Annotated in this window: 28 protein-coding genes; 14 read left to right on the forward strand and 14 right to left on the reverse strand. The window is 63.3% G+C overall.

The annotated features are described in order from the left end of the window. Positions 1–30: 30 nt before the first annotated feature. From M653_RS0118850 to M653_RS0118880, 7 genes are all read right to left on the reverse strand, one after another. Positions 31–1,212, reverse strand: coding sequence for a serine hydrolase (locus tag M653_RS0118850; RefSeq protein WP_027144726.1), 1,182 nt, complete (start codon positions 1,210–1,212; stop codon positions 31–33). 32 nt (positions 1,213–1,244) lie between these two features. Next, complete coding sequence (locus M653_RS0118855; protein WP_027144727.1) at positions 1,245–2,441, reverse strand: serine hydrolase; 1,197 nt, start codon at positions 2,439–2,441, stop codon at positions 1,245–1,247. A gap of 67 nt (positions 2,442–2,508) precedes the next feature. Then, positions 2,509–3,537, reverse strand: coding sequence for an extracellular solute-binding protein (locus tag M653_RS0118860; protein ID WP_027144728.1), 1,029 nt, complete (start codon positions 3,535–3,537; stop codon positions 2,509–2,511). A 46-nt stretch (positions 3,538–3,583) separates the two neighbouring features. Continuing rightward, positions 3,584–4,396, reverse strand: a complete 813-nt coding sequence (locus M653_RS0118865; protein WP_027144729.1) for an ABC transporter permease — start codon at positions 4,394–4,396, stop codon at positions 3,584–3,586. After that, entirely contained in the window at positions 4,389–5,318 is a 930-nt protein-coding gene (locus M653_RS0118870) for an ABC transporter permease (protein WP_051442737.1), read from the reverse strand. Before M653_RS0118870 ends, M653_RS0118865 begins: the two co-directional genes overlap by 8 nt. After that, the gene (locus M653_RS0118875; protein ID WP_027144731.1) at positions 5,318–6,418 is read right to left on the reverse strand and encodes an ABC transporter ATP-binding protein; all 1,101 of its coding nucleotides are present in this window, start codon (positions 6,416–6,418) and stop codon (positions 5,318–5,320) included. The genes M653_RS0118870 and M653_RS0118875 overlap by 1 nt, the downstream gene beginning before the upstream one ends. Before the next feature lie 127 nt (positions 6,419–6,545). Then, positions 6,546–8,219: an amidohydrolase gene (locus tag M653_RS0118880; protein WP_027144732.1), complete on the reverse strand. Its 1,674-nt coding sequence runs from the start codon at positions 8,217–8,219 to the stop codon at positions 6,546–6,548. Positions 8,220–8,477: 258 nt separating this feature from the next. Between M653_RS0118880 and M653_RS0118885 the strand changes: the two genes are divergently transcribed. Together M653_RS0118885 and M653_RS0118890 are read left to right on the forward strand one after the other, a co-directional pair. Further along, entirely contained in the window at positions 8,478–9,131 is a 654-nt protein-coding gene (locus M653_RS0118885; protein ID WP_027144733.1) for a TetR/AcrR family transcriptional regulator, read from the forward strand. Between the two features lie 83 nt (positions 9,132–9,214). Next, complete coding sequence (locus M653_RS0118890; protein ID WP_027144734.1) at positions 9,215–10,246, forward strand: histone deacetylase family protein; 1,032 nt, start codon at positions 9,215–9,217, stop codon at positions 10,244–10,246. Positions 10,247–10,314: 68 nt separating this feature from the next. On the opposite strand, the gene M653_RS0118895 is transcribed toward M653_RS0118890, so the two are convergent. Further along, positions 10,315–11,508, reverse strand: coding sequence for a TMEM43 family protein (locus M653_RS0118895; protein ID WP_027144735.1), 1,194 nt, complete (start codon positions 11,506–11,508; stop codon positions 10,315–10,317). Positions 11,509–12,013: 505 nt separating this feature from the next. Here M653_RS0118895 and M653_RS0118900 point away from each other — a divergent pair. Together M653_RS0118900 and M653_RS0118905 are read left to right on the forward strand one after the other, a co-directional pair. Further along, positions 12,014–12,724, forward strand: a complete 711-nt coding sequence (locus M653_RS0118900; RefSeq protein ID WP_027144736.1) for a helix-turn-helix transcriptional regulator — start codon at positions 12,014–12,016, stop codon at positions 12,722–12,724. Beyond that, the gene (locus M653_RS0118905; RefSeq protein WP_027144737.1) at positions 12,721–13,491 is read left to right on the forward strand and encodes a helix-turn-helix transcriptional regulator; all 771 of its coding nucleotides are present in this window, start codon (positions 12,721–12,723) and stop codon (positions 13,489–13,491) included. Before M653_RS0118900 ends, M653_RS0118905 begins: the two co-directional genes overlap by 4 nt. 24 nt (positions 13,492–13,515) lie before the next feature. On the opposite strand, the gene M653_RS0118910 is transcribed toward M653_RS0118905, so the two are convergent. From M653_RS0118910 to motA, 6 genes are read right to left on the reverse strand one after another with little or no spacing between them, the layout of a single operon-like run. After that, on the reverse strand, positions 13,516–13,950 hold the full coding sequence (locus M653_RS0118910) for a hypothetical protein (RefSeq protein WP_027144738.1): 435 nt from the start codon (positions 13,948–13,950) through the stop codon (positions 13,516–13,518). Further along, entirely contained in the window at positions 13,947–15,029 is a 1,083-nt protein-coding gene (gene flhB / locus M653_RS0118915; protein ID WP_027144739.1) for a flagellar biosynthesis protein FlhB, read from the reverse strand. Before flhB ends, M653_RS0118910 begins: the two co-directional genes overlap by 4 nt. A gap of 3 nt (positions 15,030–15,032) precedes the next feature. Beyond that, positions 15,033–16,046: a flagellar motor switch protein FliG gene (locus tag M653_RS0118920; protein WP_027144740.1), complete on the reverse strand. Its 1,014-nt coding sequence runs from the start codon at positions 16,044–16,046 to the stop codon at positions 15,033–15,035. Between the two features lie 43 nt (positions 16,047–16,089). Then, the gene (gene fliN / locus M653_RS0118925; protein ID WP_027144741.1) at positions 16,090–16,476 is read right to left on the reverse strand and encodes a flagellar motor switch protein FliN; all 387 of its coding nucleotides are present in this window, start codon (positions 16,474–16,476) and stop codon (positions 16,090–16,092) included. 17 nt (positions 16,477–16,493) lie between these two features. Then, the gene (locus tag M653_RS0118930) at positions 16,494–17,441 is read right to left on the reverse strand and encodes a FliM/FliN family flagellar motor switch protein (RefSeq protein ID WP_027144742.1); all 948 of its coding nucleotides are present in this window, start codon (positions 17,439–17,441) and stop codon (positions 16,494–16,496) included. Between the two features lie 32 nt (positions 17,442–17,473). Continuing rightward, positions 17,474–18,349, reverse strand: coding sequence for a flagellar motor stator protein MotA (gene motA, locus M653_RS0118935; protein WP_027144743.1), 876 nt, complete (start codon positions 18,347–18,349; stop codon positions 17,474–17,476). A gap of 156 nt (positions 18,350–18,505) precedes the next feature. On the opposite strand from motA, the gene M653_RS0118940 reads away from it, so the two are divergent. From M653_RS0118940 to M653_RS0118985, 10 genes are all read left to right on the forward strand, one after another. Next, complete coding sequence (locus M653_RS0118940; protein ID WP_027144744.1) at positions 18,506–19,627, forward strand: DUF1217 domain-containing protein; 1,122 nt, start codon at positions 18,506–18,508, stop codon at positions 19,625–19,627. Between the two features lie 2 nt (positions 19,628–19,629). Next, complete coding sequence (gene flgF, locus M653_RS0118945; protein ID WP_027144745.1) at positions 19,630–20,355, forward strand: flagellar basal-body rod protein FlgF; 726 nt, start codon at positions 19,630–19,632, stop codon at positions 20,353–20,355. Between the two features lies 1 nt (position 20,356). Beyond that, complete coding sequence (gene fliI, locus M653_RS0118950) at positions 20,357–21,757, forward strand: flagellar protein export ATPase FliI (RefSeq protein ID WP_027144746.1); 1,401 nt, start codon at positions 20,357–20,359, stop codon at positions 21,755–21,757. Further along, a complete protein-coding gene (locus M653_RS0118955; RefSeq protein WP_027144747.1) occupies positions 21,738–22,571 on the forward strand; it encodes a hypothetical protein in 834 nt (277 codons plus the stop codon). The genes fliI and M653_RS0118955 overlap by 20 nt, the downstream gene beginning before the upstream one ends. A gap of 161 nt (positions 22,572–22,732) precedes the next feature. Then, a complete protein-coding gene (gene flgB, locus M653_RS0118960) occupies positions 22,733–23,113 on the forward strand; it encodes a flagellar basal body rod protein FlgB (protein WP_027144748.1) in 381 nt (126 codons plus the stop codon). A gap of 2 nt (positions 23,114–23,115) precedes the next feature. Further along, positions 23,116–23,532, forward strand: coding sequence for a flagellar basal body rod protein FlgC (gene flgC, locus M653_RS0118965; RefSeq protein ID WP_027144749.1), 417 nt, complete (start codon positions 23,116–23,118; stop codon positions 23,530–23,532). Continuing rightward, positions 23,529–23,852: a flagellar hook-basal body complex protein FliE gene (locus tag M653_RS0118970; protein WP_027144750.1), complete on the forward strand. Its 324-nt coding sequence runs from the start codon at positions 23,529–23,531 to the stop codon at positions 23,850–23,852. Before flgC ends, M653_RS0118970 begins: the two co-directional genes overlap by 4 nt. A 10-nt stretch (positions 23,853–23,862) precedes the next feature. Beyond that, complete coding sequence (flgG, locus tag M653_RS0118975; protein ID WP_027144751.1) at positions 23,863–24,651, forward strand: flagellar basal-body rod protein FlgG; 789 nt, start codon at positions 23,863–23,865, stop codon at positions 24,649–24,651. A 6-nt stretch (positions 24,652–24,657) separates the two neighbouring features. Further along, a complete protein-coding gene (gene flgA, locus M653_RS0118980) occupies positions 24,658–25,194 on the forward strand; it encodes a flagellar basal body P-ring formation chaperone FlgA (RefSeq protein ID WP_198028806.1) in 537 nt (178 codons plus the stop codon). Then, positions 25,191–26,432, forward strand: coding sequence for a flagellar basal body P-ring protein FlgI (locus tag M653_RS0118985; protein ID WP_027144753.1), 1,242 nt, complete (start codon positions 25,191–25,193; stop codon positions 26,430–26,432). The genes flgA and M653_RS0118985 overlap by 4 nt, the downstream gene beginning before the upstream one ends. Positions 26,433–26,434: the final 2 nt, after the last annotated feature.

Here is a 26,434-nt window from a genome sequence, read left to right on the forward strand (position 1 = left end):
AAGCGCGGACGATTGGATTGTCCGGGCTGGTCAGACCATGCGGCTCAGCGCTTCGAAAAAGGCGACGATTTCGAGGTCCAGTGCATCGTCGACCGGCTCCGGCTGCGACGACATCTTGGCGATGACCACTTCGGTCCTGGGGTCGACGTAGAGCCATTGCCCATGGATGCCGATGCCGCAATAAGCGCCATTTTCCAAACCGGTCTGATACCATTTGTTTCGGTAACGGCCTTTCGGGAACAGCGGCAGCATGGCACCGCGTTGCCAGGCTTCCGAGCTGCCGCCGGTGCTGGTGGTGTCGCGCACCCAGGCCTCGGGCACGATGCGGCGGCCATTGGCCGTGCCGCCCTGCCGCATCATCTCGCCGATGCGCGCCAGGTCACGCGGCGTCACCGAAAGGCCGCCTGCGGTGCGTGCCGTGCCTTCCATGTCGACACCGACGGAGGCCTCGCTGACAGCGCCAAGCGGCAGCCACAGTTTTTCGCGCATCAAGTCGCAGAAGCGCTGCCCTGAAGCGCGTTCCAGGAGAAGGCCGAGCAGGTCGGAATTGGGCGAACGGTAGCGGAAGGTCTGGCCATGCGGCTCGGCAAGCCGCTCCAGGGTCAGGATGAATTCGCGCAGGCTTTCGGTGCCGCCGCCGGGGTTCCACAGCGTCGCGCGGCGGTAGCGGGCAAAGGCGCTTTCCGGATCGAGATAGGCCTCCTCGAAATCGAGGCTGACGCTCATGTCGAGCACATTCCGCACGCTTGCATCGCCATAGGCCGAGCCGGCGGCTTCGGGGATGTAGCGCGTCACCGGCGCCTTGGGGTCGAACACCCCCTCGCCTTCCAGTATGCCGGCGATGAGCGCCGTCACCGACTTGCTGACCGAGAAGATGATGTGGCGCGCGCCGAACTCCATATGCGGCGCGAACCAGTCGCCTATGATCTTGCCGCCTTTCATCACCGTCAATGCGTCGGTGCTGGAGCGAACGAGAAACTCGGCCACCGTCTCCGGCGCGCTCGCGACCGTGACCTTTTCCCCGAGCAAGCCGCCCAAGTCCCGCACAGGAGCCTCGATGACGCCCGGCGCCGCTGCCACGCGTGCCGTCGGCACCAGTTCGCCGAGGTTCTGGAACGACCACCGGTTGAACGGGGCCACGCGCCAGTTGCCGAGCAGCACCTCGTTACGGCCGAATCCGTATCGTGTCTCGAACGCGGTCTTGCCGGCCATCGCGTTTCCTACCAGTCCATTGTTCTTGAAGCTCAGCTAAGCACCGCTGCGATGGCGTGCACGGCCTTCAGCATTGCCACGGAATAGGCCATGTTGCTGAAATCCGGGTAGGTCGACAGCTTCACCACCACCATTCCTGTGTTCCAGTCGATATGGATCAACTGTCCGAACACGCCCCGGCACATCAGTGCGCGCGAGCTGGGATCCTCGATCCAGAACTGGTTGCGGTAGCTGCCCTCGGGCAGGCTGGCGGAGAAATCCGGACCATGCTTGCCGGTGCGCGTCGCCTCGATCCAGTCGGCCGGCACGATGCCGCCGCCATTGTCGAGGATCAGTTGGCCAAAGCGGGCGTAGTCGCGCAGCGTCGCGTTGAAGCCGCCATCGGCCAGCGCATAGCCGGCACTGTCGACGGTGAAGCAGGCGCTTTCGTCGGCGCCGAGCTTTTGCCAGAGTTCCTCGGAAACCAGCTGCGCCAGCCGCTTGCCCGTCGCCCGTTCCATGATGAAGGCGAGCACATCCGTCTCGATCGAGCGATATTCGAACGCAGCCCCATGCGGGCGCACCGTCTCTTTCAAGCCCAGGATCAGCTCGAACATGTGCGAGGGCCAGCGGAAATCCGGATTGCTGCCCGGCGGCACCGGCTTCCAGCCGGTGGCGACATCGACCTGGCCGATGTCGGAATAGCGGTCGGTGTATTCCTCTGAGAACCGCACGCCGGTGGTCATGTCGAGCACATGCTGGACGCTGGCGCCGGCCCAGCCGGTCGCGTTGAGTTCCGGCAGGTAGTCCGTCACCGGATTCGCCGGATCGATCAGACCCCGCCCGGCCAATATGCCGAATACCGAGCCGGTGACAGACTTCGCCATCGACTGCGACAAATGCAGCGTGCGCTCGGTCATACCGTTGAAATAGCGCTCATAGGCTATCCTGCCGTCCTTGAGCACCAGGAAGCCGTCCGTATAGGTCTCGTCGAGCAAGCCGGCGAGGGTCGAAGGCCTGCCCTCGCTGTCCTCGACAGCCAGCGCGTCGAGATCGACCTCGGCCCGTTCGAGACGATGCCTATGGCCATTGCCGCGCCAGACTTCGGCGGTCGGCAGAATTTCCCTGATGTGCTGGAAAGCCCAGCGGTTCCAGGGCGGCCGGTCCCAGTCGAGCTTGGGGGGCGCCATGGCGGGCGGCGAACCCTGCATGATCGGCGGCCGCGGATCGGAATTGCGATAGGACGTCATCGAACCTCCTCCCGTAAGCGCGAAGAAGGGAGGCCGAAGCCCCCCTTCCGCTGGATTTTTACCGACGCTACTTGCGCAGGTTGGTCCAGATCTTGTTGTAGATCTCCACCACTTCCGGCGGGCATGGCGGTACGAATTCCGCGGCCGGAGCGCCGGCCGGCGGGTTGATCTCCGGCGAGTTGGCAAAGTCGGGCGACAGGAACTTGTGGCTGCCGGCAATGCCATTGTCATAGCCGGCGAACTCGGAGATCAGCGCCGCGTTTTCCGGAGCCATGATGAAATCCTGGAACAGCTTGGCGTTTTCAAGGTTCTTCGCGCCCTTCAGCACCGCCACATTGTCCATCCAGCCCTCGATGCCTTCCTTCGGATAGGCATATTTGATTGCCGGGATCTTCTGGCGCGAGCGATAGGTCGCACCGTTCCACTGTTCGGTCACGATCACGTCGCCCGAGGTGATCTTGGTGATCGTGTCATAGCTGAAGGTCTTCCAGGATGGCTTCGCCGCCGTCAGGATGTCGTTGATCTTTTTCAGATTGGCCTTGTCGGCACCGCAGCGTGGCACGCCGGCATAGCGCTCGGCTGCGTGCATGACGGTGTTGACGTCGTCGAGCATGTTGATCTGGCCCTTCAACTCGGCGGGCGGGTCGAAGAGGATCGCCAGCGTGTCGATGTCGCCCTTGAACTTGTCCATGTTGACCGAGAATGTCGTGGTGCCGAACTGCCACGGCGCGGTGTAGTGGCGGCCCTTGTCCCAGTAGATGTCGACGAAGCGCGGGTCGATGTTCTTGCCGTTCGGCATTGCGTTGGGCTCGGTCTTTTCGAGCAGGCCCTCGTCGACCATGATCTTCACGGTGTAGTCCGACGGCACCACGATGTCGTAGCCGGAATTGCCGGCGCGCACCTTGGACAGCATGGTTTCGTTGGAATCATAGTCGTCCAGCGTCACCTTGACGTTGTACTGCTTCTCGAACTTTTCGATGAGTTTGGGGTTGGTGTAGTCGCCCCAATTGTAGATGTGCAGTTCGCCGTCGGCGAGCGCGGGCACTGCCCACAAAAGCACGGCCGTCGAAACGGCCGCCATCAGTTTCCTAGACATTTTATGTTCTCCTTTTTGCCTACCCATTTATTCAGTTGGCGCGCCATCATTTGGAGCGTCTGCGCGCGATGAGGAATGACACCGAGACGAAGAGGATCGAGACCAGCAGCAGGATCGTGGAGATGGCGTTGATCTCCGGCGTCATCGGTCGCCTGATCTGGTTCCAGATGTAGAGAGGCAGCGTCGTCTGTCCGGGTCCCGCGACGAGCTGCGTGATGGTGAAATCGTCGAAGGATACGATGAAGGCCAGTGCGGCACCCGACAGAATGCCGGGAACGAGCAGGGGCAGCGTGATGCGCCGAAAGGCATGCCACGGCGTGGCATAGAGATCGGCCGCCGCGGATTCGAGCGTCAGATCCATGTCCTCGAGACGCGCCCGGATCGGCATGTAGGCGAAAGGAATGCAAAACACCGTATGGGCAAGGATCAGGTTGCCGATGCCGAAATTCAGCCCGAAGGCCCCGGCGATCAAGGCGAAGAAGGACAAGGTCGCCACCGCCGTGATGATCTCGGGGACCATCAACGGCAGATTGATCACCATGAAGGCAGCCGAGAGCCCCCGCCACGGCTTCACCCGTGTCATGCCGATCGCCGCCAGCGTGGCGCATATCGTCGAAATGATCGTTGCGCTCACCGAGATGATCAGCGTGTTTTCGGCGGCTGCGTGGAATTCCTCGTTGAGCAGCGCACTGCCGTACCAGGTCAGGCCGACGCCTTCCCAACGGGTTACCAGCGAACCCGTGTTGAACGAAAACACCATCAGGATCAGGATCGGCACGTAGAGCACGCCAACGCAGATGATGGCGATCGTGCGGAAACCCGGCTGGTCCTTGATGTCGATCGTGCGGGGGTCAGCCATGCTGGATCTTCCCCGACGTGTTGCGGACGTAAAAGTAGAGGGCTACCAGCACCGCGGCCATCAGGATCAGCGCCTGGGCACAGCCAAGCGGCCAGTTGCGCCCGGAGCCGAACTGCTGGGCGATGAGATCGCCGATCATCAGGTGGATGCCGCCGCCAAGGATCAGCGGCGTCACATAGGCTCCGAGAGCCGGAATGAAGACGAGCAGGCAGCCTGCGATGATGCCCGGCAGCGACAGCGGAATGATCACCCGCCAGAGAACTTGCCGGCGTGTCGCGTACAGGTCGTTGGCGGCCTCGACCAGCCTGAAATCGAGCTTCTCCAGGCTGGCATAGAGCGGCAGGATCATGAACGGCAGAAACGAATACAGCAGGCCGAGCTGAATGGCGAAATTGGTGTAGAGCATGGTGATCGGCTTTTCGATCACGCCAAGCCCCATCAGCACATCGTTGATCAGGCCTTCATCGCGAATGATGAACATGATGGCCAGCGTACGCACCAACAGGTTCGACCAGAACGGAATGGTGATCAGCAGCACCCACCAGTTACGCTGCGCCGGGGTTCGCGTCGCCATGAAATAGGCGGTTGGAAAACCAAGCAGCAGGCAGATGACCGTCGTCACTACCGCGAACAGGAACGAGCGCAGGTAGATGATCAGGAAATCCGGCGTGAACTGCAGCGTGTCGTCGAAAATATCGCGCTGAAACAGGAAGTTCAGATAGGCGTCCGTCGAAAACTTCCACTGCACGCCACCATAGGGCGCGGCCGCGAGAAACGAATAGATGCAGATGATCAGCAGCGGCAGCACGCCGAACACGCCGATGATGATCAGCGCCGGCATCGACAGCAGGCGGTGGCGGCGGCTGGCAGTCCGTGCCGCCTTGGCTTCGAACAACGCGGCCTGGGAAACAGCGTTTGTCATCAGTCCCTCAATATCCGCGCGCCGCCATCCTCGAAAACGATACCGACCTTGGCGCCCGGCTCGAATGCCACCGCGCTCGACCGGCTGTTCTGATGGCGCACGATGAAATCGTCACCGCCATCCAGCTTCACGTGGTAGTGGGTGTCGGTGCCGAAGTAGACGACGTTGGACAAAGTTCCGGCGACCGTGCCCTTGGCCGCATCGGCAATCAGATCCGCATGTTCGGGCCGCACAACGACCGTCACCTCCCCGGAAGGTTCGAAGCTGTCGGGGAACCCCGCCGCCACCATCGCGTCGGAAGCGATCTTTACGGTGGCGACACCGGATTTCTTCGACACGACGGTGCCCTTCAGGAAATTGGTTTCGCCGATGAAGTCGGCGACGAAGCGCTCGGCCGGGCGGTCGTAGATGTCGTGCGGCGAGCCGACCTGCAGGATCTTGCCGGCCGACATCACCGCGATGCGGTCGGACATCGTCAGCGCTTCTTCCTGGTCGTGGGTGACGAAGATGAAGGTGATGCCGGTTTCGTGCTGCAGCCGCTTCAGCTCGATCTGCATCTCCTTGCGCAGCTTGTAGTCGAGCGCCGACAAGGGTTCGTCGAGCAGCAGCACCTTGGGCTGCGGCGCCAGTGCCCTGGCCAGCGCCACGCGCTGCTGCTGGCCGCCGGAGATCTGGCTGGTGCGGCGGCCGCTGAGCGCCTCCATCTTGACCAGCTTCAGCATCTCGCCGACGCGCGCCTTGATCTCGGCCTTCGGCTTGCCCAGCATTTCCAGGCCAAAGCCGATATTGTCGGCGACCGTCATATGGGGGAACAGCGCATAGGACTGGAAGACGGTGTTGACCGGCCGCTTGAACGGCGGCAGCGGCGCGATGTCCTGGCCATGGAGCAGGATTTCGCCGGCGCTTGGGAAATCGAAGCCGGCGATCAGCCGTAGAAGCGTCGTCTTGCCGCAGCCGGAAGGCCCCAGCAGCGTGAAAAACTCATTTTCGCGGATTGAGACGGACACAGTGTCCAGCGCGGCGACTTGCGCCTCCCCCGTGCCGAAAACCTTGCGCACACGACGGACTTCGATCGCATTCTTACCCGGTTGTTCCGGCACGATTACCCCATTGAGAAAGCCTGCTCTTGGCGGCAGGTTTCGTTCCTGTTCGATTGTCATCACATGGCGGCCAGCTTGGCAACTGCGTAACTGAACCTGGATTCAGAAGGCAATTCCCATGCCACCGTCAGGCTTGGTATGTCACCTTGCCGCCGCAGATCGTCGTCACTGGCCGAACCGTATGCAGCGCTTCAGGCGCCGTCTTCTCGATATCGGCCGAGAGCACCACCAGATCGGCCAGATAGCCCGGCTTCAGGCGACCTTTGCGATTCTCGGCGAATTCGGCATAGGCACCCTCCACCGTATAGGCCGCAAGCGACTCCTGCAGCGAGAAACTCTGGTCGGGATCGCCTTCTGCCCATGGTTTGCGCAGCACTGCCGCTTGAATGCCCAGGATCGGATCGACGGGCGACACCGGCCAGTCCGAAGCGAACACGACGCGCGCGCCGGCCGTCTTCAGCGTCCGCCAGGCGTAGCTCAGCGGCCATTTCTTGCGCCCGATGCGTGACAGCGTCGGTTCGAGCGGAAAGTTCAGGGCGCCTGGCGGATGCGGCGGCTGCATCGATGCGATGACGTCGAATTCGGCAAAGCGCGGCACGTCGGCCTCGGTGGTCACTTCGATGTGCTCGATGCGATGCCGGCTGTCACGCTTACCATTCGCCTTCCGCGCCGCCTCGTAGCCGTCGAGCACGGCGCGCACGGCGCCGTCGCCGATCGAATGCACCGCGATCTGCAGGCCGCGACGATCAGCCTCCACCGCCACTTGCGCGAAATGCTCGGGCGAAAACAGCGGCTCGCCGACCCAGTCCGGACGATCCGCATAGGGCTCGACCATCACCGCCGTCCATGAATCGAGCACGCCGTCGTAGAACACCTTGACCATGCCCGACGACAGCCACTCCGATTTGTAGGTCGAAGCCATCATCGATGCTTTTTCAAGCGCGTCGAGACCCATGAAGTTCTTGAAGTGGAAAGGAATTTGCGTACGGCACAAGAGCCGCCCTTCCTGTTCGAGGCCGGCAAGCAGTTCAAGCTGGTAAAGGTTGCCGTCCATGTTCTGGATCGAGGTGATGCCATGGCGGGCGCACCATTCCAGCCCGCGATGCATCAGGTCGCGGTCGGCCGCGAGTTCGTCGGCGGACGGATAAGGGTGTGGTTCCTCGCCCGCCAGCCCGAGCCGCGTCCGGTTCTGACCGTAGAACTCCAGGATCGGACCGAACGCCTCGCCTTCGCGCAATTCGCCCGACGCCAGTCCATCGGCGCCCATGACGATCTCATTGCCCGGCCCCACTTGCTTGCCGCGCAGCAGGCCGGCCTCTTCCAGCGCCTTGGTGTTCGCCCACATGGTGTGATGGTCGGAGGCCGACATGGCGAAGGGACGGTCGGCAATGATGCGGTCGAGATGGTGGCGCGTAACCGGCTCGGGCAGGATCGCATAGTTGACGCCGGCGCCCACCAGCAATTTGGCATTCGGCCGTTTGGCGGCGTAGGCCTGGATCGAATCGCGCAAGGCATCGAAGCCATGCACGCCCGCCAGGTGCAGATTGTCGAGTTCCGCCGCGCCGCCGAAAAGATGCATATGCGCTTCGATGAAGCCCGGGATCACCGAACCGCCCTTGGCGTCGATGACCTTGGTACCCGATCCCTTGAACTCTTCGATGGCGGTTCTGCTGCCAATGGCGATGATGGCGCCGTCCTTGACGGCGACGGCCTCGGCGGCGGGATTGTCACCGTCCATGGTCAGCACACGGCCGTTGACGACAATCAGATCCGCACTATCACCCGCACCCGTGACCGACATCGCGACTCCGCGTTTTTTGACGACTGACTCAGACCGGTAAAGCTCGCTCCAACGACCTGCACACCACGGCGCGGCGCTATCGGACAACGAATGATGCCAGTGCGCTGTCTTCGAAATTCCCCTTGTTATCCCAAGAGACAGCGTGAATAAAGAATGCGACTGATTATTCGCGTTTGTCAACATGCCGGATTTAGAATGTATTGTGAACAGAAGCGCTTCGCTTGTGTTGGGACCAGGCGGGAACGAGGGCATCAAGCAGTGAAGCGCAGTCTCGACCGCAAAACCAGGATAGCGCTCGAGCCGCGCAAGCAGCCGCGGCAACAGCGGTCTAGCAAGGTGGTCGACAGGATTCTCGACGCGGCGCTGATCCTGACGCGGGAGCAAGGAACCAAGACGCCGACGACGCTCGCCATCGCGCAGCGCGCGGGGCTGTCGGTCGGTTCGATCTACCAGTACTTTCCCAACAAGGAAGCCATTCTTCTGGATCTCGCCCGGCGCTGGCTGTCATCCTTTCCCGAGGTGATCGCGAGGCGCATCAAGGTCGCCCCGCCCACCAACCGCGAAGAGTTCCGGCGCGAAGTGCGCAAGCTCTTCATCGACACATCGAAGCTCTATCTCGAAAACGCCACCCTGATGCCGGTGATCGAGGCCATCTCGGGCAATGCGGACCTGCGGCCGATCCAGAACGAATATGACGACCAGATCATCGCCCTCTATGCCGCATGGCTGCAGCATGTGAACCCGGCACTCGAAGGCAAGATCGCCAGCCGGCTCGGGGTGGTGATGATGGAGGTCGGGCATGCCTGCCGGCTCGTGGGGCTGAAGAAGGACCGCAGGACATTCGACCTCATCGAGGACGATGTCGAAACCATGTGGCTCGCTCTGCTGAGCCCCTATCTCAATCTTGGCTGACCGGTTTCAACGCAATTCCGGACGGAAAACCGCTTCACACCCTTCCTGGTATTGCCTTAGTTGCGCACTTTGAGAGGAATTTCATGAAGACTGTCTATTCGCCGCTTCACGCCGGTCATGCCGGCCAAATGGAACTGGTTACCTCAGCCATCGTGCCCGGCTTTGAAAAGCCCTCGCGCGCGGAATTCATCAAGGCGCGGGTCGAAAGCGAGAAGCTCGGTCCGATCATAGCGCCGGTCGAGCACGACCTTGCCGCCGCCAAGCGCGTCCACAGGGCCGACTACATCGACTTCCTGCCGACCGTCTGGCCGCAATGGGTGGAATCCGGCTTCACGGGCTCGGCCATGCCCTTCACCTGGCCGACGCGCGGCCTGCGCGGCGACGTGCCGCCCAAGCGCATCGATGCCCTGCTCGGCTACTATTCCTTCGACGGCGGCGCCACCTTCGTCGAGGGCACCTGGACCGCGATCAAATCGTCCTTTGACGTCGCGCTGACCGCAGCCGGCCTGGTCAAGGACGGCGAGAGATCGGCCTTCGCGCTCTGCCGTCCGCCCGGCCACCATGCCGGCGCCGGCTTCATGGGCGGCTATTGCTACATCAACAACGCCGCGGTCGCCGCGCAATGGTTTCGTGACCAGGGTGCCAAACGGGTCTCGATCCTCGACGTCGATTATCACCACGGCAATGGCACGCAGGAGATATTCTATGATCGCGCCGACGTGCAGGTTCTCAACCTGCACGGCGATCCGATGGTCGAGTACCCCTTCTTCCTCGGCCATTCCGATGAGCGCGGCGCGGGCGCGGGCGAAGGTTTCAACATCAACTACCCCATGCCCTTCGGCACCGGTTGGGATGCCTGGAATGCCTCACTCGAGGATGCCTGCGCCAGGCTCGCCGCATACGCGCCCGACATCGTCATCGTCTCGCTCGGCGTCGACACCTTCGAGAAGGACCCGATCAGCCAGTTCAAGCTGAAAAGCCCCGACTATCCGAAGATCGGCCGGCGCATCGCCAAACTCGGCCTGCCGACGCTGTTCGTCCAGGAAGGCGGCTATGCCGTCGAGGAGATCGGCATCAACGCCGTCGGCGTGCTGACCGGCTTCGAGGATCGGTAAGCCTGCCAGCAAATCCAGGCGAGCAACGACAGATAGTAAAAGGGCGGCGTGGCCGCCCTTTTTGCAAGCTACGTTGCGATGCCAGTGCTCGGCGCGGCCATTGGCGCGGCTGCCCTGCGTGATCGTCCGAGATAATAGACCGCCGCCGCCGCGACGACGCCGACCGCCAGGATGGCCGCTGCCAGAACCGGCCGATACCAGAACCAGGCAATCGCGATTGTCGTGGCGCCGACCAGGATCGCCAGGAAGAAGGCGATGATGCCGGTTCCCATCCGCGCCATGCTGCCAAGGAACGGGATCACGTCGAGGATCACGCCAATCGGGCTGAGGAACAGCGCAAAGCCGATGGTCAGCAATAAAAGGCCGGCAACGCGCAGCAGCCAGGTAATCAGCGTGTTGGCGCTGACCGCCTCGGCGAACATCTTGTCGGCCGGCACCGAGCCGGTGTCGACCATCAGCAGCGCATCGCCCGCCTGCGTCTGGTAGGGCTCGAATCGGCTGCCGGCCTGGCGCGCCACGATGCTGACCACGCCGAGCGGCGCCAACTCGTAGCCGATACGGTAGTCGCCTAGCGCGGGCGTCGTGTTGTCGCTGCCGAGATAGATCTTGCCATCGACTATGCTGAGCGGCTTCGTCCCGGTGTAGGCGGCCTGGATCGCGGCTGACTGGCTGGCCGACAACGAAAGACCCTTGTCGCCATCGATGCGATCCAGCACCGGCGTATCGAGATCGAAAGCGCCAAGCTTGCCCTGTGGAATCTGAAAGGCACGGCCGTGGATCGCCATCGGCGGATTCTGATGGCCGTCGGGCTTCTTGAAGTCCGACGAATCGATCTGGCTGTCGTCCCACACCTTCGAATAGCTGTAGGTCGTCTCCGTCTCCTCGCCGCCGCCAAGCTTCTTGGTGGTTTCCGATTTGGACTCTTCCTTCCACTGATACATCTCGACGCCGCGCGACAGGCGCAGCCCTTGCGCCGTGATGCCGAAATCCGGATCCGCCAAGCTGCTGTCCGCCGTCACTGGCCCGCTGACATGCACCAGTTTGCCTTCATTGGCGGCATCGGAACTATCAGCCTCCACCGAGACCACGGCACCAGAGCCCTCGGCCAGCGAGCGCGCCGTCTGCACCGCACGGCCTTCGTTCCAGAACAGCCCTATCACCATCAGCACGATCAACAGCAGGCCGAAGATAACCCCGCCGACCGCGCGCTTGATCCGCCCGAACCACGAGATTGAAGTAACTTCCCGAAATGAATCGCTCATTGTTTCCCCCGAGACCAACCTTGCCAAGACCCGAGTAGCGCCGCAGCGGACAACCGCATTCCGCGCTGCCGACCTTGCGCTCGACTGCCGGGGGTGCCCACCCCTTCGGCACGAGCGAAACTACCGCAACGGCCCGGACGCTGATATGGCCTACGCGCACAGTCCCGGTATTTTCGCCCCTTAATGGCTCCGAAAGCTCCCCTGAGTCGCAAGCAGAGTCCCCCAGATTCGATTTTGTCGAATCGCGTTTGATGTCGGATTCATCTGCGGGTAGATTAGACCCGAATCAGCCGGTCCTCGGGGGGCGCGGCGACCACCCAAAGTCTCACGTTCCGGACTTCTCCGGCGCCAGACGCGGATGTCTTCGCGTTCCCTGAATGGATTCCGTCTGGTTGGGCGCGGCCCCGCGCCTCGTGTGTGTCTCGTAAAAGTAATGCGTTTTCGGGTTCGGCGGCTGGCTCTCCAGCAACCGGACATCAGCATCGATTCCGGCCAAAAGCAGCAGATGAGCAGTCCCGCCGCGCCTCTTCAATCCGACACATTGGGCTCGCGCCTGACGTCGCGCGGTGATCTCACCAGCTTCTTCATGGAGCTGACCGCCGAGATCGGCGCCGACAGCTACATGCTGGTCGCCATCGTCCATGACCAGGACCGCAACGACGCGCGTATCGTCTCCTCGAACTGGATCTTCGACGCCATCGAGCTGATCGGCAAGCGGCTGATCGCCGGCCTTGCCCAGGGACCGCTCACCGCAGCACCCGGCATCCGTCCGACACCGCTGGTGGCGGCCCAGGCGCCGGATGCCGACGGGCTGGTCTCGGGTGAAGAGGCCCGGCTGCTCGACGTGCTCGGCCATGCCGAGATCTATTCACTGCGGCTGAATGTCGGCCGTCAGCGCCTGTTCGCCTTGTTCTCGGCGGCGGCCGCCGGCCGGATCGACCAGCCGGCGCTGATGAAGGCGCAACTGAAATGCTGCTACGCGCTCTCGCACATTCCGCAGTTGATCGCCGCCGCGGCCATGCAGGATCCGCTGTCGGACCGTGAGCGCGAATGCCTGTTCTGGGTCTCGGAAGGCAAGACCACCGACGAGGTGGCCGTCATCCTCGGCGTCTCCTCAAACACCGTCAACAGCTACATCACCCACGCCATCCAGAAATTCGCGGCCAGCAACCGTGCGATGGCCATCGCCACGGCGATCAGGAGTGGCATCATTTGAAACACACCGAGATCAAGGACGCTGCGGAAGCCCTTTTCAACGAGCAGCGCAGCCCTTTCGGCGCCTTCTCGCTGGGATCCGAAACACATCACGCCGTCACCATTCCCGATGCGGTGCGCCGCTGCCGCTGGATATCAGTCGACATCAACGCCTCGGCCTTCGGCCTGTTCTTCGTCAGCCCGTCGCCGGAGCGCGCCCGGCTGGTCCCGTGCTTTGATTCCGATTATCCCAGCGTCGCGGTGGCGTCGAAATTCATTTCAGGCGCCAATGGCGAGGAGATCGTTCGCCATAGTCGGATTTCGACCGAGCCGCGCTGGTGGACGGATGATGGCGTGGCGGCCATGGCCGACATGTTCGGCAATCTCGCCTGGACCGGACAGATGGCGCCGCTGACACCCGGATCGAGCGGCATTGCCTTTCCCGTCCATGCCGATCGGGGTCAATGCGGCCTCGTCGTCTTCCTGGGATCGGAGATCACGCTGCCGCAGGATGCGCTCTACGAGATCCACGCTCGCTGCTTTTCGCTGTTCGCCGCCGTCGCGCGGATGCGTCCGGGCGATGTTGGCAGAATGCGGTCGATCTCCAAGCGCGAGCTCGAATGCCTGAAGCTGACCGCCAACGGCAACACCAGCGAGGAGATCGCGCGGCTCCTGAAACTATCGGTGCACACCGCCAACCAGTACCTCACCCAGTCGACCCAGAAGCTCAACGCCGTCAACCGCAACCAGGCGGTCGCCAAGGCGCTGCGGCTGGGACTTATCGAGTAGCCGCTATCGGCTGACCGAAGCGCTTTAAAACGCCAGCGGTTCGACCTTGCGGATACGGGCCTGTTCGATCACCGCCTCCAGCAGCGCCGTATTGTGCTGGGGGTCTTCGCCCGGTTTTTCAAACGACACGTAATTGACCACGACCGTGTTGCCGGTCTCGCTCAGCGTCAGCTGGAAATAGACGGTCACGCCGGGTGGCCTGAGTTCCAGGTCGAGCACGATGCGAGGGCTGCCGCTCCAGTCGACATGCGCCTCGCCGCCATGGCCGAGCCGCAGCGTACCCGGCATGAAGAACAGCTCCGCCGCTGAATCGACCAGATCCGACAGGCAGGCGAAATGCTCCAGCCGGATGAAGGCGATATAGTCGGCGACGTCGATCAGCCTGAGTTCCACCACCACCTGCTCGATGGCGCTGGCGACGATGATCTCGCGGGATTTTGCGTGCGGTTGGCGGTTCATGAAATCTGTCTGCGCTCAGCCTTTTTCGAGTAGACGATCCGCACCAGTTCGGCGACGGCCTGGTAGAATTGCGACGGGATCACATTATCGACCGAAACTTGCTTGTACATGGAGCGGGCGAGCGCCACGTCCTCGAAGATCGGGATGTTATGCTCCTTGGCGATCTCGCGGATTTTCAGCGCCACGAGATCCTGCCCCTTCGCCACCACGAGCGGCGCCGAGTCCTCGTCACGCACATATTTCAGCGCGATCGAGAAGTGGGTCGGGTTGGCGATTACAAGCGTCGCGCGCGGCACCGCCGTCATCATCCGCTTGCGCGCCCGGTCTCGCGCCAGCGAGCGCAGCCGCGACTTGACGATCGGATCGCCCTCGGACTGCTTGAACTCGTCCTTGACCTCCTGCTTGCTCATGCGCAGGTCCTGCTTCCAGTGGAAGCGCGACCAGACGATGTCGATCGCCGCGATCAGTCCCATGACGAAGACGATCGCCACCAGTATGTCGACGGCGATGCCGCGGATGACCAGGCCGAAAGCGACCGGATTGGTGATCATCCCGGCAAGCAGCTTGCGGTGATCCTCCGACAGCGTGAAGGTGAGCACGGCGATGGCAAAGCCGACTTTTGCGAGGGACTTCAGGAATTCGACCCAGCCCTGGGCGCCGAACATCCGGTTCCAGCCCTTGACGATCGAGATGCGTGACATCTGCGGCCTGATCCGCTCGCCGACGAATTGCGGCATATTCTGCAGCACCGAGGCGCCGATGCCGGCAACGGTGAGCAGCACCAGCAGGCTGAGTACGGCGCGGCCCACTTCCAGCATGACGAGCTTGTAGAGCGCGATGACATCGGTCTCGGTGTCCATCGGCCAGGCTTCGGGCTTCTCGAGGAACATCGACAGGAACATGCCGAGCTCGACGATGGCGTCCTTGGCATAAAAGACCGTGAACACCAGTATGGCGACAAAGGAGGCCAGGATCGCGGTCTCCCTCGAATGGGGCAATTTGCCCTGTTCGATGGTGTCGCGGATCTTCTTTTCCGTCGCCTCTTCGGTTTTCGAGTCCTTGTCGACGGCGTCGGACATGCCTTAGGCGGCGTTCTGCGTCGAGGGAAGTTCGAAGGCGCCTTCGCGCGACAGCCGGATCGTCGTCGTCACGATCGTCTTGCGTGCCGCCATGATGTCGGCGGCGGGCACACCCTCCGACCCTTGCCCGAGTTCGGCCTCTATCATGCGCCGGGAGCGGGCGCCGATCGCCGACAGGACCGCTTCGGCCAGTGCCGCCGACGTGCCGCGCAGCGCCAGCGTGACAAGCTCGGTCGACAGCCCGTCGAACAAAAGCACGCGCGCCTTCTGGGTGAGCAGCGGCAAATCGTCGAAAGCGAACAGCCGGGCCCGAACACCGTCGAGGTCGGGCGTGCCGGCGGCTTCGAGATCCTGCATGACCTCATCGAGCAGGGGCTTTTCCAGCTCGTTGAGCACGCTGGCGACGCGCGCCTGCCCGGCCGAAGTATCCTTGGTCGTGGTGTCCGACAGCACGCTGGCGCGCAGCCGGTTCTCGACGATCTTGGTGGCGGCGGCCGGAACATTGGCCATCGTCACCATGCGCTTGATGATTTCGCCGCGCATCGGCTTCGTCAGCGTCAAAAGCACGCTCGCCGCCGCCTGTGGCGCCAGCTTCGACAGCACCATGGCCGCCGTCTGCGGATGTTCGCCCGCGAGGAACGCGCCCAACCGCGAGGGCTCGAGTTTTTCGAGATCGGGCCAGATCGGCGGTGGCCCTTCGGGTGCCGCCTCGGGCTTCTTGTTGCCCATGATGGCGTTCATCTCTTCGGGCGAGAGAGACTCGTTGAGGATGGTGTCCATCCTGTCGGCGGAATCGAGCAGGCCGGCGCCCTCGGTGAATTCGGCCTCGAATTCGGCGACGATGCGCTCGAGATCGCTTTGCGGAATGGTCCTGAGCAGCCGGGCGCCCTCGATCAGCGCCTTCAGCTCTTCCTGCTTGAAGAATTTCAACAGGCGGCTGGCGGACGGTTTGCCCATCGCCACCAGTATGGCTGCCGCCTTCTGTGCGCGCGTCAGGGTCGTCAGCGGCGTTGTCATGCCTTTCGCCTCCGCTGCCGTCGGCAAGCCCCGCCAGCCATGTCTAGGCGCCCTTCGTGCCGGCGATGATTTCGGTCAGCCTGATGCCGAAGCGCGAAGGGTCGCTTTCGAGCACGGTGATCTCGCCGCGCGCTATTTTGCGGCCATTCACCACCACATCGACCGGTTCGCCGATGCGCCGGTTGAGTGCGACCGTCGACCCCTTCTGCAGCGCCATCAGATCGGCAACCGCCATCTCGGTGCTGCCGAGAATGATCTGGACATCGACTGGGATGTTCATGATGACGCTCGAATTGGCTGCCGCGGCGGCCCTGAACGCCGCATCAGGGCGTTGCTCTTCTTCGTGCAGGACCCCGCGTAATTCCTCGATGGCGCGATCGAGCTGCTCGTCCGGCTGGTCGAGCTCTGGTTCTACCTTGGTCTTGGCCATGCGTCGTCTCCAAAAGCTCAGGCGCGCCCGGCACCAGCCGGCATGAGCCCGTCGATAAAGTCCTGACCGGCATCGAAAGGATGCCTGATTCGGACGGTGTAATTCTGCCCCAGTTTGCCGAACTCGCATACGAACAGCGTCTGGCCGCGCGCGCCGAGGCGGGCGCGCGATTGCGCCGTTTCTTCGAAGTCGATGACCTGGCCTACTTCGAGATTGGCGAGGTCTCCGAGCGTCAGCCGCGCCAGCGGCATGGTGGCTTCGAGCGCCACGGTCGAGCGCATCACCTCTTCCGAAAAGCGTGCCCGCCAGCTGGTGTTGTGATCGTCGTCGCTGACGCTTGCCGTACCGTCGCGGCCGGCCAGCACGATACGCTGCGGCATCGTCACCGTGATCGAGCCGCTGTCGACCGGCGTCGAGATGCCGAGGACGATGCGGATCGCGGCGCCGTCGCGCAACACGTGTCGCCTGGCCTCGATGCCCGACATGGCCCGCGGCGCCGGCAGCCGCAGTTCGAGCGAGCGACGTCCCGATCCGTTCAGGGCCTGCGCAACCTCCTGGAACACCATGGTCGAGACATCGGCCTCGATCGACGACAGGTCGCGCTCGATCGGCGACACCGGCATGTCGGGGTCGCCGCCGAACAGCGTCGAGACGATGATCGCGATCGCGGAAGCATCTATGACGAGGGTCATCGCGTCCGAGGACGCCGGCGAGCCGACGACGGTCATGGCGAAATTGTCGCCGGCGCGCGAGCGCGCCTCCGGGACGCGGCTGACCTCGATGGCCCGGAGGTCGACGCTCACGGGAGCGCCGAGTTCGCCCGAGAGCGCCTGCTGCAGCAGCGGTACGGCGCGTTCGGCCATGGCGCGTCCGGCGTCGATGACCTGGTCGGCCTCGCCGCTGTCGCCGACCAGACGCTCGATGATCAACGAACGCGCTTGCGAGGGGCTGCCCGGACTCGTCATGAAAGTTTTGGCACCGGTCTGTCGCGCATCGCTCAGGCGGCCTTCTTCTCGGCGCTGCCGGTGTTCATCGTGCTCTGTTCGACGGCGTCGATGCTCGGCCGCTCATAGGAAGAGATGGTCTTGCGGCCGAACTCGATCGCCACCTGCGGCAGCGCGCCGTTCATGTAGGCGAGCAGCGTCTGCTTGACGATGATGTAGAGGCGGTTCTTCTTCTCGCGCACCGTCTTGATCTTGGTGGCGACAGGTCCGACCACCGCGTAGGACAGGAAGATGCCGAGGAAAGTGCCGACCAGCGCCGCGCCGATCAGGCCGCCGAGGATTTCCGGCGACTGGTCGAGGGCGCCCATCGCCTTGACCACGCCGAGCACGGCGGCGACGATGCCGAGCGCCGGCAGGCCGTCGCCAACCGCGACCAGCGCGTGATAGGCCTTCATCTTGTCGGACTTGATGGTCTGGATTTCCTCGTCCATCAGCGCCTCGATTTCATGTGAGCGGGCGTTGCCGATGATGATGATGCGGCAGTAGTCGCAGATGAAATTCATCAAATCGTGGTTCTTGAGCACGGTCGGAAAGGCCTGGAAGATGGCCGATTCCTCCGGATTGTCGATATGCGCCTCGACCTCGCTGCGCGACTTGGCGCGCAGCTCGCGCATCAGGCTGTGCAGCACGCCAAGGGTTTCCAGATAGTCCTGCTCCTTCGGCACAGCCTGTTTGAAGGCCTCCAGTATGCCTTTGCCGGTATCCTTGACTGTCTTCATCGGATTGGCGACCAGGAAAGTGCCGAGCGCGGCACCGCAGATGACCACGGCTTCCCATGGCTGCACCAGCACGTGCAGATGCCCGCCCATGGCCATGAAGCCGCCAAGGACGCAGCCAAGCGTCACCACAAGTCCAATCAGAATGCCCACGACCGGTCCTTCCGCATTTCACGTCGGAGAAGGGATAGCCCCCGTGCCTTGTGTGAGGCTTGAATCCGAGCCGCCATGAACCGAAAGTTGGCGATTCAGTTTCGCGCAAGGAAGTGAGCTTATTGTGCTGGCATAGCTTCGGCCGGAGGCGCGTCCTTGCTCAGTACCTATACCAGCTACCAGTTGATCACCAGAGACATCAACAAGTCGATCGACCGCATCGAGCAGCAGCCGACGGTCGATCGCGATACCCAATATTACCTCGCCAACATCACCAAGGTGAAATCGATCGACGATTTCGTCAAGAACGACCGCTTGTTCAAATATGCCATGAAGGCCTACGGGCTGGAGAACATGGACTACGCCAAGGCGTTCATGGTCAAGGCACTCAAGGAAGGCGTCACCAATCCCGACAGTTTCGCGAACAAGCTGACCGACAAGCGCTACGCCGCGTTCGTCAGGGCCTTCAATTTCGCTGCCAACGGCGCCGATGCGACGATCTACAACAAGGCCCAGCAACTGGTGACGAAGAACTATGCCACGCAGGCGCAAATCGCAGGCCTCGATCCGAATTCAGACTATGTGAAGGGCGAGACGGCGTATTATCTCGCCAACATCACCAAGGTGAAGTCCGTCGACGACCTGATGGGCAACAGCCGCATTTACACCTATGCCCTAGCGGCGTTCGGTCTCGATTCGGCGACCGAGGACAAGGACCTCATCAAGCAGGTCCTGCAAGGCGGCGTGCGCGATCCCGACAGCGCCGCCAACAAGCAGACGAATCCGGCTTACGCGGCACTGGCCTCGGCTTTCAACTTCGAGCAGTACGGCGAGAACGCCACCACCATCAATCCGGCGCAGCAACCGACTGTCGACAAGTACATGCGCCAGACGCTGGAGGAAGATGCCGGCCAAACCAATGAGGGTGTGCGGCTGGCGCTCTATTTCCAGCGCAAGGCTCCTGACATCACCAGTTGGTACGACGTGCTGGCCGACACCGCGCTGGCCAGCGTGGTGCGAACCGCGCTGGGGCTGCCCGATTCCTTCGCCACCGCCGACATCGACAAGCAGGCGCAACTGTTCGAGCAGAAGCTCGACATCTCGGATTTCACGGATCCCGTGAAACTCAACAAGTTCCTGACCCGCTTCACCAGCATGTACGAGATCAACAATCCGACCTCGACGGCCGTGACATCGATCAGCGTGCTCTTCGCCAAACCGGTCACATCGGGCATATCCACCGACCTGATGATGGCCATGCAGAAACTGAAGTTCTGATCATGCGAGACAGTCTCTACGTCGCCCTCTCCGCCCAGATGGCCCTCGAGCGACGGCTCGATACGATCGCCGACAATGTCGCCAACGCCAGCACCGTCGGCTTTCGCGCTACCGGCGTGAAGTTCGAGGACGTGGTGTCGGGTGCAGGGCAGAAGTCGGTATCGTTCGCTTCCTCCGGCAAGACCTATCTGTCGGGGGCTCACGGTGCCATGACAGAAACCGGCAACCCGTTCGATTTCGCCATCCAGGGCGACGCCTGGTTCGCCATCGACACGCCGGCAGGCACCGTCATGACCCGCGACGGCCGCTTCTCGATGAACGAGAATGGCGAGCTGATGTCGGTCGAAGGCCACCCGGTGCTCGACGCCGGCGGCGCGCCGATCCAGCTCGATCCCCGCAACGGCCCGCCCAAGGCCGGCGCCGACGGCTCGCTGCGCCAGAATGAACAGCTCGTCGGCTCGATCGGCCTCTACAATTTCGATCCGGGCCAGAATTTCGTTCGCTACGGCAATTCCGGCATTGTGCCCGCACGCACGCCCGAACCAGTCACCGACCGTTCCGATGTCGGCATAGCGCAAGGTTTCGTCGAGGAATCCAACGTCAATCCGGTGCTGGAAATGACCCGGCTGATCATGGTTCAGCGAGCCTTCGAGAACACCGCCGCGCTGATGCGGCAGACCGATTCTTCCACCGACGAGGCGATAAAGACGCTCGGCTCGAAGTCGTAGCATGTCCTCGGAGCAACCATCCATCCGCGCACCCGAAAGACAGCTCCAGCCGGCGCCGCAGGATAAGCTTGCCGCGTTGGAGCGGATTATCAGGCGCTTCGGCAACGGCGACGGGTTGATCAAGCGCGGCGGCCTCGTCAGCGAAGTCACGCCCACGCACTACAAGGTGCGCGGCCTTTCCGATTTCACCAGGCTGGGCGACATCGTCGAGCAGCGCGGCCAGACCGGCGCGCGCCGCGGCGAGATTGTCAAGATCAGCCGGGACGAGGTTGTGATAGCCCCCTTCGAACGCAGCGCCGACGCCGGCATCGGCGATGCCGTGTTCCGCAGGGGTCCGCTCGCGGTGGCGCCGCATGCCTCGTGGCGCGGCCGCGCCATCGACGCGCTCACCCGGGCGATCGATGGTGGTCCGCCTCTGATCAGGGGCGACGACATGTCGGCGACCGCCGCGACGCCCGGCGCCATGGCGCGGCAGCGTGTCGGCACCGCCTTCATGACCGGCGTCAAGGTCATCGACATCTTCACGCCGCTCTGTTTCGGCCAGCGCATGGGTGTCTTCGCCGGCTCTGGCGTCGGCAAGTCGACGCTGCTTGCCATGCTCGCCGGCGCCGACGCGTTCGACACGGTCGTCGTGGCGCTGATCGGTGAACGCGGCCGCGAGGTCCGTGAATTCCTCGAGGACACGATCGGCGACAGCATGGCCAAGACCGTCGCCGTCGTCGCCACAAGCGACGAGAGCGCCATGATGCGCCGGCGCGCGCCCGACACCGCCATGCGCGTGGCAGAGCATTTCCGCGACCAGGGCCACCGTGTGCTGCTGGTGCTGGATTCGATCACCCGCTTCGCCCACGCGCTGCGCGAGGTGGCGACCGGCACGGGCGAGCCGCCGGTCGCCCGCGGCTATCCCGCCTCGGTCTTCACCGAATTGCCCAAGCTGCTCGAACGCGCCGGACCCGGAGCCGAAGGTAAAGGCTCTATAACCGCCATCATTTCCGTGCTGGTCGATGGCGATGACCACAATGATCCGGTCGCCGATTCCGTGCGCGGCATCCTCGACGGCCATGTCGTGCTCGACCGCGCGATCGCCGAACAGGGCCGCTATCCGCCCGTCAATCCGCTGTCGTCCATATCGCGACTTGCGGGCAAGGCCTGGAGCGTCGAGCAGCGAGCCCTGGTGACGCGGCTGAAGTCGATGATCTCCCGCTTCGAGGACACGCGGGACATCCGCCTGCTCGGCGCCTATCAGGGCGGCGTCGACGCCGAACTCGACATGGCCGTGCGCCAGGTGCCCCTGATCTATGAGGCGCTGACGCAATCGCCCAGGGACCGTCCGTCCGCCGATCCGTTCTCCGACCTTGCCCGCTATCTCAAGGGAAAACAGAATGCCGAACCAGGAGACTGAACGCCAGTACACCGAGCGCCTCCTGAACGAGATGATCGCCGAGGCGAACGCCGCGGAGCAGGCTCGAGCGGAGGAGGTCAGGGTCGCCAAGGCAAACACCGCCGGCGCCATGGCCGCCCGGACCGCGGCTGTTCTGGTCAGGGCCGTCAAACCGGCTCTCCCCAGATCCGAACCTGTTCTGGGTCGGACCGCCCTTTCCTCAATGCATGTGGTTTCCGGCGTCGATGCTCCCGAGATGACGCAGGCCAGCCGCGAATCGCTGATCGATGGCCTGTTCGCCGCCACTGAATGGCCGCAACCGCCAAAGGCGCAATTTCCAAAATTGAGAAAGAAGGCTGACCGTCGCAGCGACGTCGTCATCGCCGCGCTCGGCATCACGCTCGGCCTGACCTGCGCCCTGTTTCCCTGGTACATTTTCTTCAACCAGGACCAGTTCGGCGTGCAGGCGATCAAGTTCGGCGGCACCGGCACCAATTCGGGACGCGCGGGCGGCGGTGTGGTCGCCGCACGCAGCGCGCCGCTGACCGCCAAGGACGTTCCCAACACCAGCGTCGACCTGCTTGCCACCGGCACGGTGCAGGACGATTCCAAAGCGGACCCACCCGGCGACCAACCCTTTCCCGCCGATATCGCGAAGTTCCGCATGGTCCATGTCGCCAACGGCCGCGCCATGATCGAGGACGACACCGGCCTGTGGATGGTCCAGCGGGGTTCGACGCTGCCGGATTCCAGCAAGGTATCGGCGATCGAACAGCGCAACGGCAAATGGGTCATGCTCACCAGCGCCAACCAGGTGATCGAGCTTTCCCGGTAAGGCCGGTTCGGCTTTGGCCAGAGCTGGATCCAATTCAAGAGACGGAGCAAGATGCCGTCCAAAAGCCGCTTCATATTTTTCGCCGTCATTTTCTAGCGACCGTCCGCAAGGTCCGCGCAAGACTGGCGGCCTAGTCTTTGGGCACATGCCCGGAGATTCCCATGGAGCCTGTTTCCCTTTTCGATCTCGCCGCCAAGCAAGCGCAGTGGCTGTCCGTGCGTCAGTCGGCGGTCGCCGGCAACATCGCCAATGCCAACACGCCGGGCTACACGGCAAATGATGTCGAGCCGTTCGAGAAGGTGCTCGACCGCACCGCGGTGTCGCTCCAGATCACCGAGCCCGGCCATCTCGGCAGTGCTGCCACCAATGCCGGCTTCACCATCAAGCCGCAGGAAGACGACGGCGTGATCATGCCGTCCAAGAACACGGTCGTGCTTGAAGACCAGCTTCTCAAGGCCGGCGAGGTACGCCGCTCCTTCGAACTCAACACGGCCATCGTCAAGGCATTCCACTCAATGATGATGATGGCGGTGAAGAGCTGATCATGGACGCACTGACCGCAGCCCTCAAAGTCGCGGCATCAGGCCTCGGCGCCCAGTCCGAGCGCCTGCGCGTGGTCTCGGAAAACCTCGCCAACGCCCAGTCGACAGGCACCGCGCCGGGCGCCGACCCGTATCGCCGCAAGACCATCAGCTTCGTCTCCGAACTCGACCGGGCTTCCGGCAGCTCGACGGTTGAAGTGAATTCGATCGACCGCGACCCGAGCAACTTTCCCGTCGAATTTCAGCCCGGCAACGAGGCTGCCGACGACAAGGGCTACGTCAAGATGCCCAATGTGAACGTGCTGATCGAAATGGCCGACATGACCGAGGCCAACCGCTCCTACGAGGCCAACCTGCAAGTTGTGAAGCAGGCGCGCGACCTCATTTCAATGACCATCGACCTGATGAGGAACCAATGATCGTCAACGGCATCGGCGCGCTCAACCTGAAGCCTGGACTGGGCGACACAGCCACCGACCTGCTTCAGGGCGGTGTCGCGCCCGCGACAGCCGGTAACCTTGGCACCTCCTTCGCCGAAGCGGTGAGCCAGGCTGCCTCCAAGACCGTCAGCACCATGCAGAATGCCGAGCAGGTGTCGCTCCAGGCGCTCAAGGGCGACGCCGACACCCGTCAGGTGGTCGATGCCGTGATGAGCGCCCAGCAGGCGCTGCAGACCGCCGTCGCCATCCGCGACAAGGTCGTCTCGGCCTATCTCGAAGTCAGTCGCATGGGCATCTGAGGAGCACGCCATGAAAGCACTCGCCATCGCCGCCACCGGCATGAATGCCCAGCAGACCAATCTGGAAGTCATCGCCAACAACATCGCCAACATCAACACCACCGGCTACAAGCGCGCCCGCGCCGAATTCTCCGACCTGCTCTACCAGGTCGACCGCACGCAAGGTGTGCCGAACCGTTCCAACGCCTCGCTGGTACCGGAAGGCGTTTCGATCGGTCTCGGCGTCAAGACGACCGCCGTGCGTAACGTCCACACACAGGGCGAGCTGACCAGCACCGGCAACAGTTTCGACATGGCGCTCACCGGCAGGGGCTGGTTCCAGATCGAGGGTGCCGATGGCGGCACGCTCTATACGCGCGCCGGCGCCTTCAACACCAACGCCACCGGCCAGCTGGTGACGGTTGACGGCGCCAGTGTCATTCCGGCCATCACCGTGCCGACTGATGCGGTCGAGGTCATCGTCAACAAGACCGGCCAGGTGTTCGCCCGCATCGACGGCCAAACCAACCTGCAGAACCTCGGCCAGCTGCAGATCGTCAACTTCGCCAACGAAGCAGGTCTGGCACCGCTCGGCGACAATCTCTTCCAGGAAACGACAGCCTCCGGTCCCGCCAATGTCGGCGTGCCGGGCGATCCCGGCTTCGCCACCATCCAGCAAGGCTATCTCGAGGCTTCCAATGTCGACCCGGTCAAGGAAATCACCGAGCTGATCTCGGCGCAGCGCGCCTATGAGATGAACTCCAAGGTGATCCAGGCCGCCGACGACATGGCCTCCGTCGTCTCCAAGAACATCAGGTAACGGATGATGGCCATGCCGATCTCCTGCTCCGCATTCCGCCGCGCCGCGCTGACCCTTGCGCTGGTGGCCGGCGGCATGCCGGCTTTCGCCCAGGAATCGGCCAGCCAATCGGCGGGCCAGTCGGCCACCCAGATCGCCAGCAACCAGCCTGCCGGCGAGGTCGTGCTGATCCCCAACCGCGTCATCTATCCCGGCGAGACGATCGAACTCGGCGCCCTGAAGCAGGTGACCCTCATCCCGGGCAAGCACAGGCCGGATGCGGTGGCGACCCGTTCCGAGGAACTCCAGGGCAAGATCGCCAAGCGCACGCTGCTGCCCGGCCGCTACATTCCTTCCACCGCCATCCGCGAGGCCTGGCTGGTCGAACAGGGTGCCGCCGTGCAGGTCTTCTTCATCGCCGGCGGGCTGACGATAACGGCCACCGCCGTGACCTTGCAGCCGGGCTCGGCCGGCGACTTCATCAAGGTTCGCAACAGCGACAGCGGCAAGATCCTCTCCGGCACGGTGATGGCCGACGGCACAATCCAGGTCGGCGCTTCATGACGCGCCCATTTGCCCTTCTGCTCGCGGCGGCACTTGGCCTGCAGCCGGCGCTGGCCGATGGCCTGACGCCCAAGGCCAAACGCGAGCTCGCCGCCAGGAATGGCGGTGTCTACGACGATCCGGAATATGATCCGGCCACCACCACCCGCATGTTCCGCGTTTCGCCCGGGCCAAGTTCGCTGCCACCAGGCCAGGTCGCTTCGCGCATCAAGGACATTGCCCAGCTGCAGAGCTCGCGCGACAACCAGCTCGTCGGCTACGGCCTCGTCATCGGGCTGGCCGGATCTGGCGACAGCCTGCGCAATTCGCCGTTCACCGAACAGTCAATCCGCGCCATGCTCGAAAATCTCGGCATCGCCACCGAAGGCGGCAGCGCGCGCGCCAAGAACGTCGCGGCCGTCATCGTCACCGCCAACATGCCGCCCTATGTGCAGTCGGGCGCCCGCATCGACATAGACGTCTCCTCGATGGGCGACGCCACCTCGCTTGCCGGCGGCACGCTGATCATGACGCCGCTGAAGGCGGCGGACGGCGAGATATACGCCGTCGGCCAGGGCGCGGTCATCGTTTCCGGTTTCACCGCCCAGGGTCAGGCCCAGCAATTGACGCAGGGCGTGCCGACCGCCGGCCGCGTGCCGAACGGGGCCATAGTCGAGCGGCAGGTGAAGGCCGAGTTCGACGACCAGTCGACGCTGACGCTGCAATTGCGCAATCCCGATTTTTCGACCGCTATCCGCATCGCCGACGCGATCAACGACTACACCGCCCAGCGCTTCGGCATGCGCGTGGCGGCAGAGCGCGATTCCCGAACCGTGCAGATCAGGCGGCCGAAGAGTGTTTCGGCGGCCCGCTTCTATGCCGAGATCGAGAACCTGGTGGTCGAGTCCGACACGCCGGCCCGCGTCGTTATCGACGAGCGCACCGGTACCATCGTCATCGGCAACGACGTTAAGATCTCGCGTGTCGCCATCAGCCATGGCACGCTGACGGTGCGCATCACGGAAGCGCCGCGCGTCGTGCAGCCCGAACCCTTCTCCAAGGGCGAGACCGCCGTCGAGCCGTTCACCGCAATCGACGCCAGCCGGCCCGATGCCCGCGTCGCCGTGCTCGACGGGCCCGACCTGCAAACCCTTGTTTCCGGCCTCAACCGTCTCGGCGTCAAGCCGGACGGCATCATTGCCATCCTGCAAGGCATCAAGTCGGCCGGCGCCCTGCAAGCCGATCTGGTTCTCCAATAGGC

The organism is Mesorhizobium sp. WSM3626 (assembly GCF_000513935.1).
Lineage (GTDB): Bacteria > Pseudomonadota > Alphaproteobacteria > Rhizobiales > Rhizobiaceae > Mesorhizobium > Mesorhizobium salmacidum.

Coding starts and splice junctions, on each gene's coding strand:
- M653_RS0118865 (WP_027144729.1), bottom strand. CDS start 4,396: ATGGCTGACCCCCGCACGATCGACATCAAGGACCAGCCGGGTTTCCGC.
- flgG (WP_027144751.1), top strand. CDS start 23,863: ATGAAAGCACTCGCCATCGCCGCCACCGGCATGAATGCCCAGCAGACC.
- flgB (WP_027144748.1), top strand. CDS start 22,733: ATGGAGCCTGTTTCCCTTTTCGATCTCGCCGCCAAGCAAGCGCAGTGG.
- fliI (WP_027144746.1), top strand. CDS start 20,357: ATGTCCTCGGAGCAACCATCCATCCGCGCACCCGAAAGACAGCTCCAG.
- M653_RS0118890 (WP_027144734.1), top strand. CDS start 9,215: ATGAAGACTGTCTATTCGCCGCTTCACGCCGGTCATGCCGGCCAAATG.
- M653_RS0118920 (WP_027144740.1), bottom strand. CDS start 16,046: ATGACAACGCCGCTGACGACCCTGACGCGCGCACAGAAGGCGGCAGCC.
- M653_RS0118970 (WP_027144750.1), top strand. CDS start 23,529: ATGATCGTCAACGGCATCGGCGCGCTCAACCTGAAGCCTGGACTGGGC.
- M653_RS0118895 (WP_027144735.1), bottom strand. CDS start 11,508: ATGAGCGATTCATTTCGGGAAGTTACTTCAATCTCGTGGTTCGGGCGG.
- flgC (WP_027144749.1), top strand. CDS start 23,116: ATGGACGCACTGACCGCAGCCCTCAAAGTCGCGGCATCAGGCCTCGGC.
- M653_RS0118850 (WP_027144726.1), bottom strand. CDS start 1,212: ATGGCCGGCAAGACCGCGTTCGAGACACGATACGGATTCGGCCGTAAC.
- M653_RS0118855 (WP_027144727.1), bottom strand. CDS start 2,441: ATGACGTCCTATCGCAATTCCGATCCGCGGCCGCCGATCATGCAGGGT.
- flhB (WP_027144739.1), bottom strand. CDS start 15,029: ATGTCCGACGCCGTCGACAAGGACTCGAAAACCGAAGAGGCGACGGAA.
- M653_RS0118900 (WP_027144736.1), top strand. CDS start 12,014: ATGAGCAGTCCCGCCGCGCCTCTTCAATCCGACACATTGGGCTCGCGC.
- M653_RS0118860 (WP_027144728.1), bottom strand. CDS start 3,537: ATGTCTAGGAAACTGATGGCGGCCGTTTCGACGGCCGTGCTTTTGTGG.
- M653_RS0118870 (WP_051442737.1), bottom strand. CDS start 5,318: ATGACAAACGCTGTTTCCCAGGCCGCGTTGTTCGAAGCCAAGGCGGCA.
- M653_RS0118910 (WP_027144738.1), bottom strand. CDS start 13,950: ATGAACCGCCAACCGCACGCAAAATCCCGCGAGATCATCGTCGCCAGC.
- fliN (WP_027144741.1), bottom strand. CDS start 16,476: ATGGCCAAGACCAAGGTAGAACCAGAGCTCGACCAGCCGGACGAGCAG.
- M653_RS0118955 (WP_027144747.1), top strand. CDS start 21,738: ATGCCGAACCAGGAGACTGAACGCCAGTACACCGAGCGCCTCCTGAAC.
- flgA (WP_198028806.1), top strand. CDS start 24,658: ATGGCCATGCCGATCTCCTGCTCCGCATTCCGCCGCGCCGCGCTGACC.
- flgF (WP_027144745.1), top strand. CDS start 19,630: ATGCGAGACAGTCTCTACGTCGCCCTCTCCGCCCAGATGGCCCTCGAG.
- M653_RS0118930 (WP_027144742.1), bottom strand. CDS start 17,441: ATGACGAGTCCGGGCAGCCCCTCGCAAGCGCGTTCGTTGATCATCGAG.
- M653_RS0118985 (WP_027144753.1), top strand. CDS start 25,191: ATGACGCGCCCATTTGCCCTTCTGCTCGCGGCGGCACTTGGCCTGCAG.
- M653_RS0118880 (WP_027144732.1), bottom strand. CDS start 8,219: ATGTCGGTCACGGGTGCGGGTGATAGTGCGGATCTGATTGTCGTCAAC.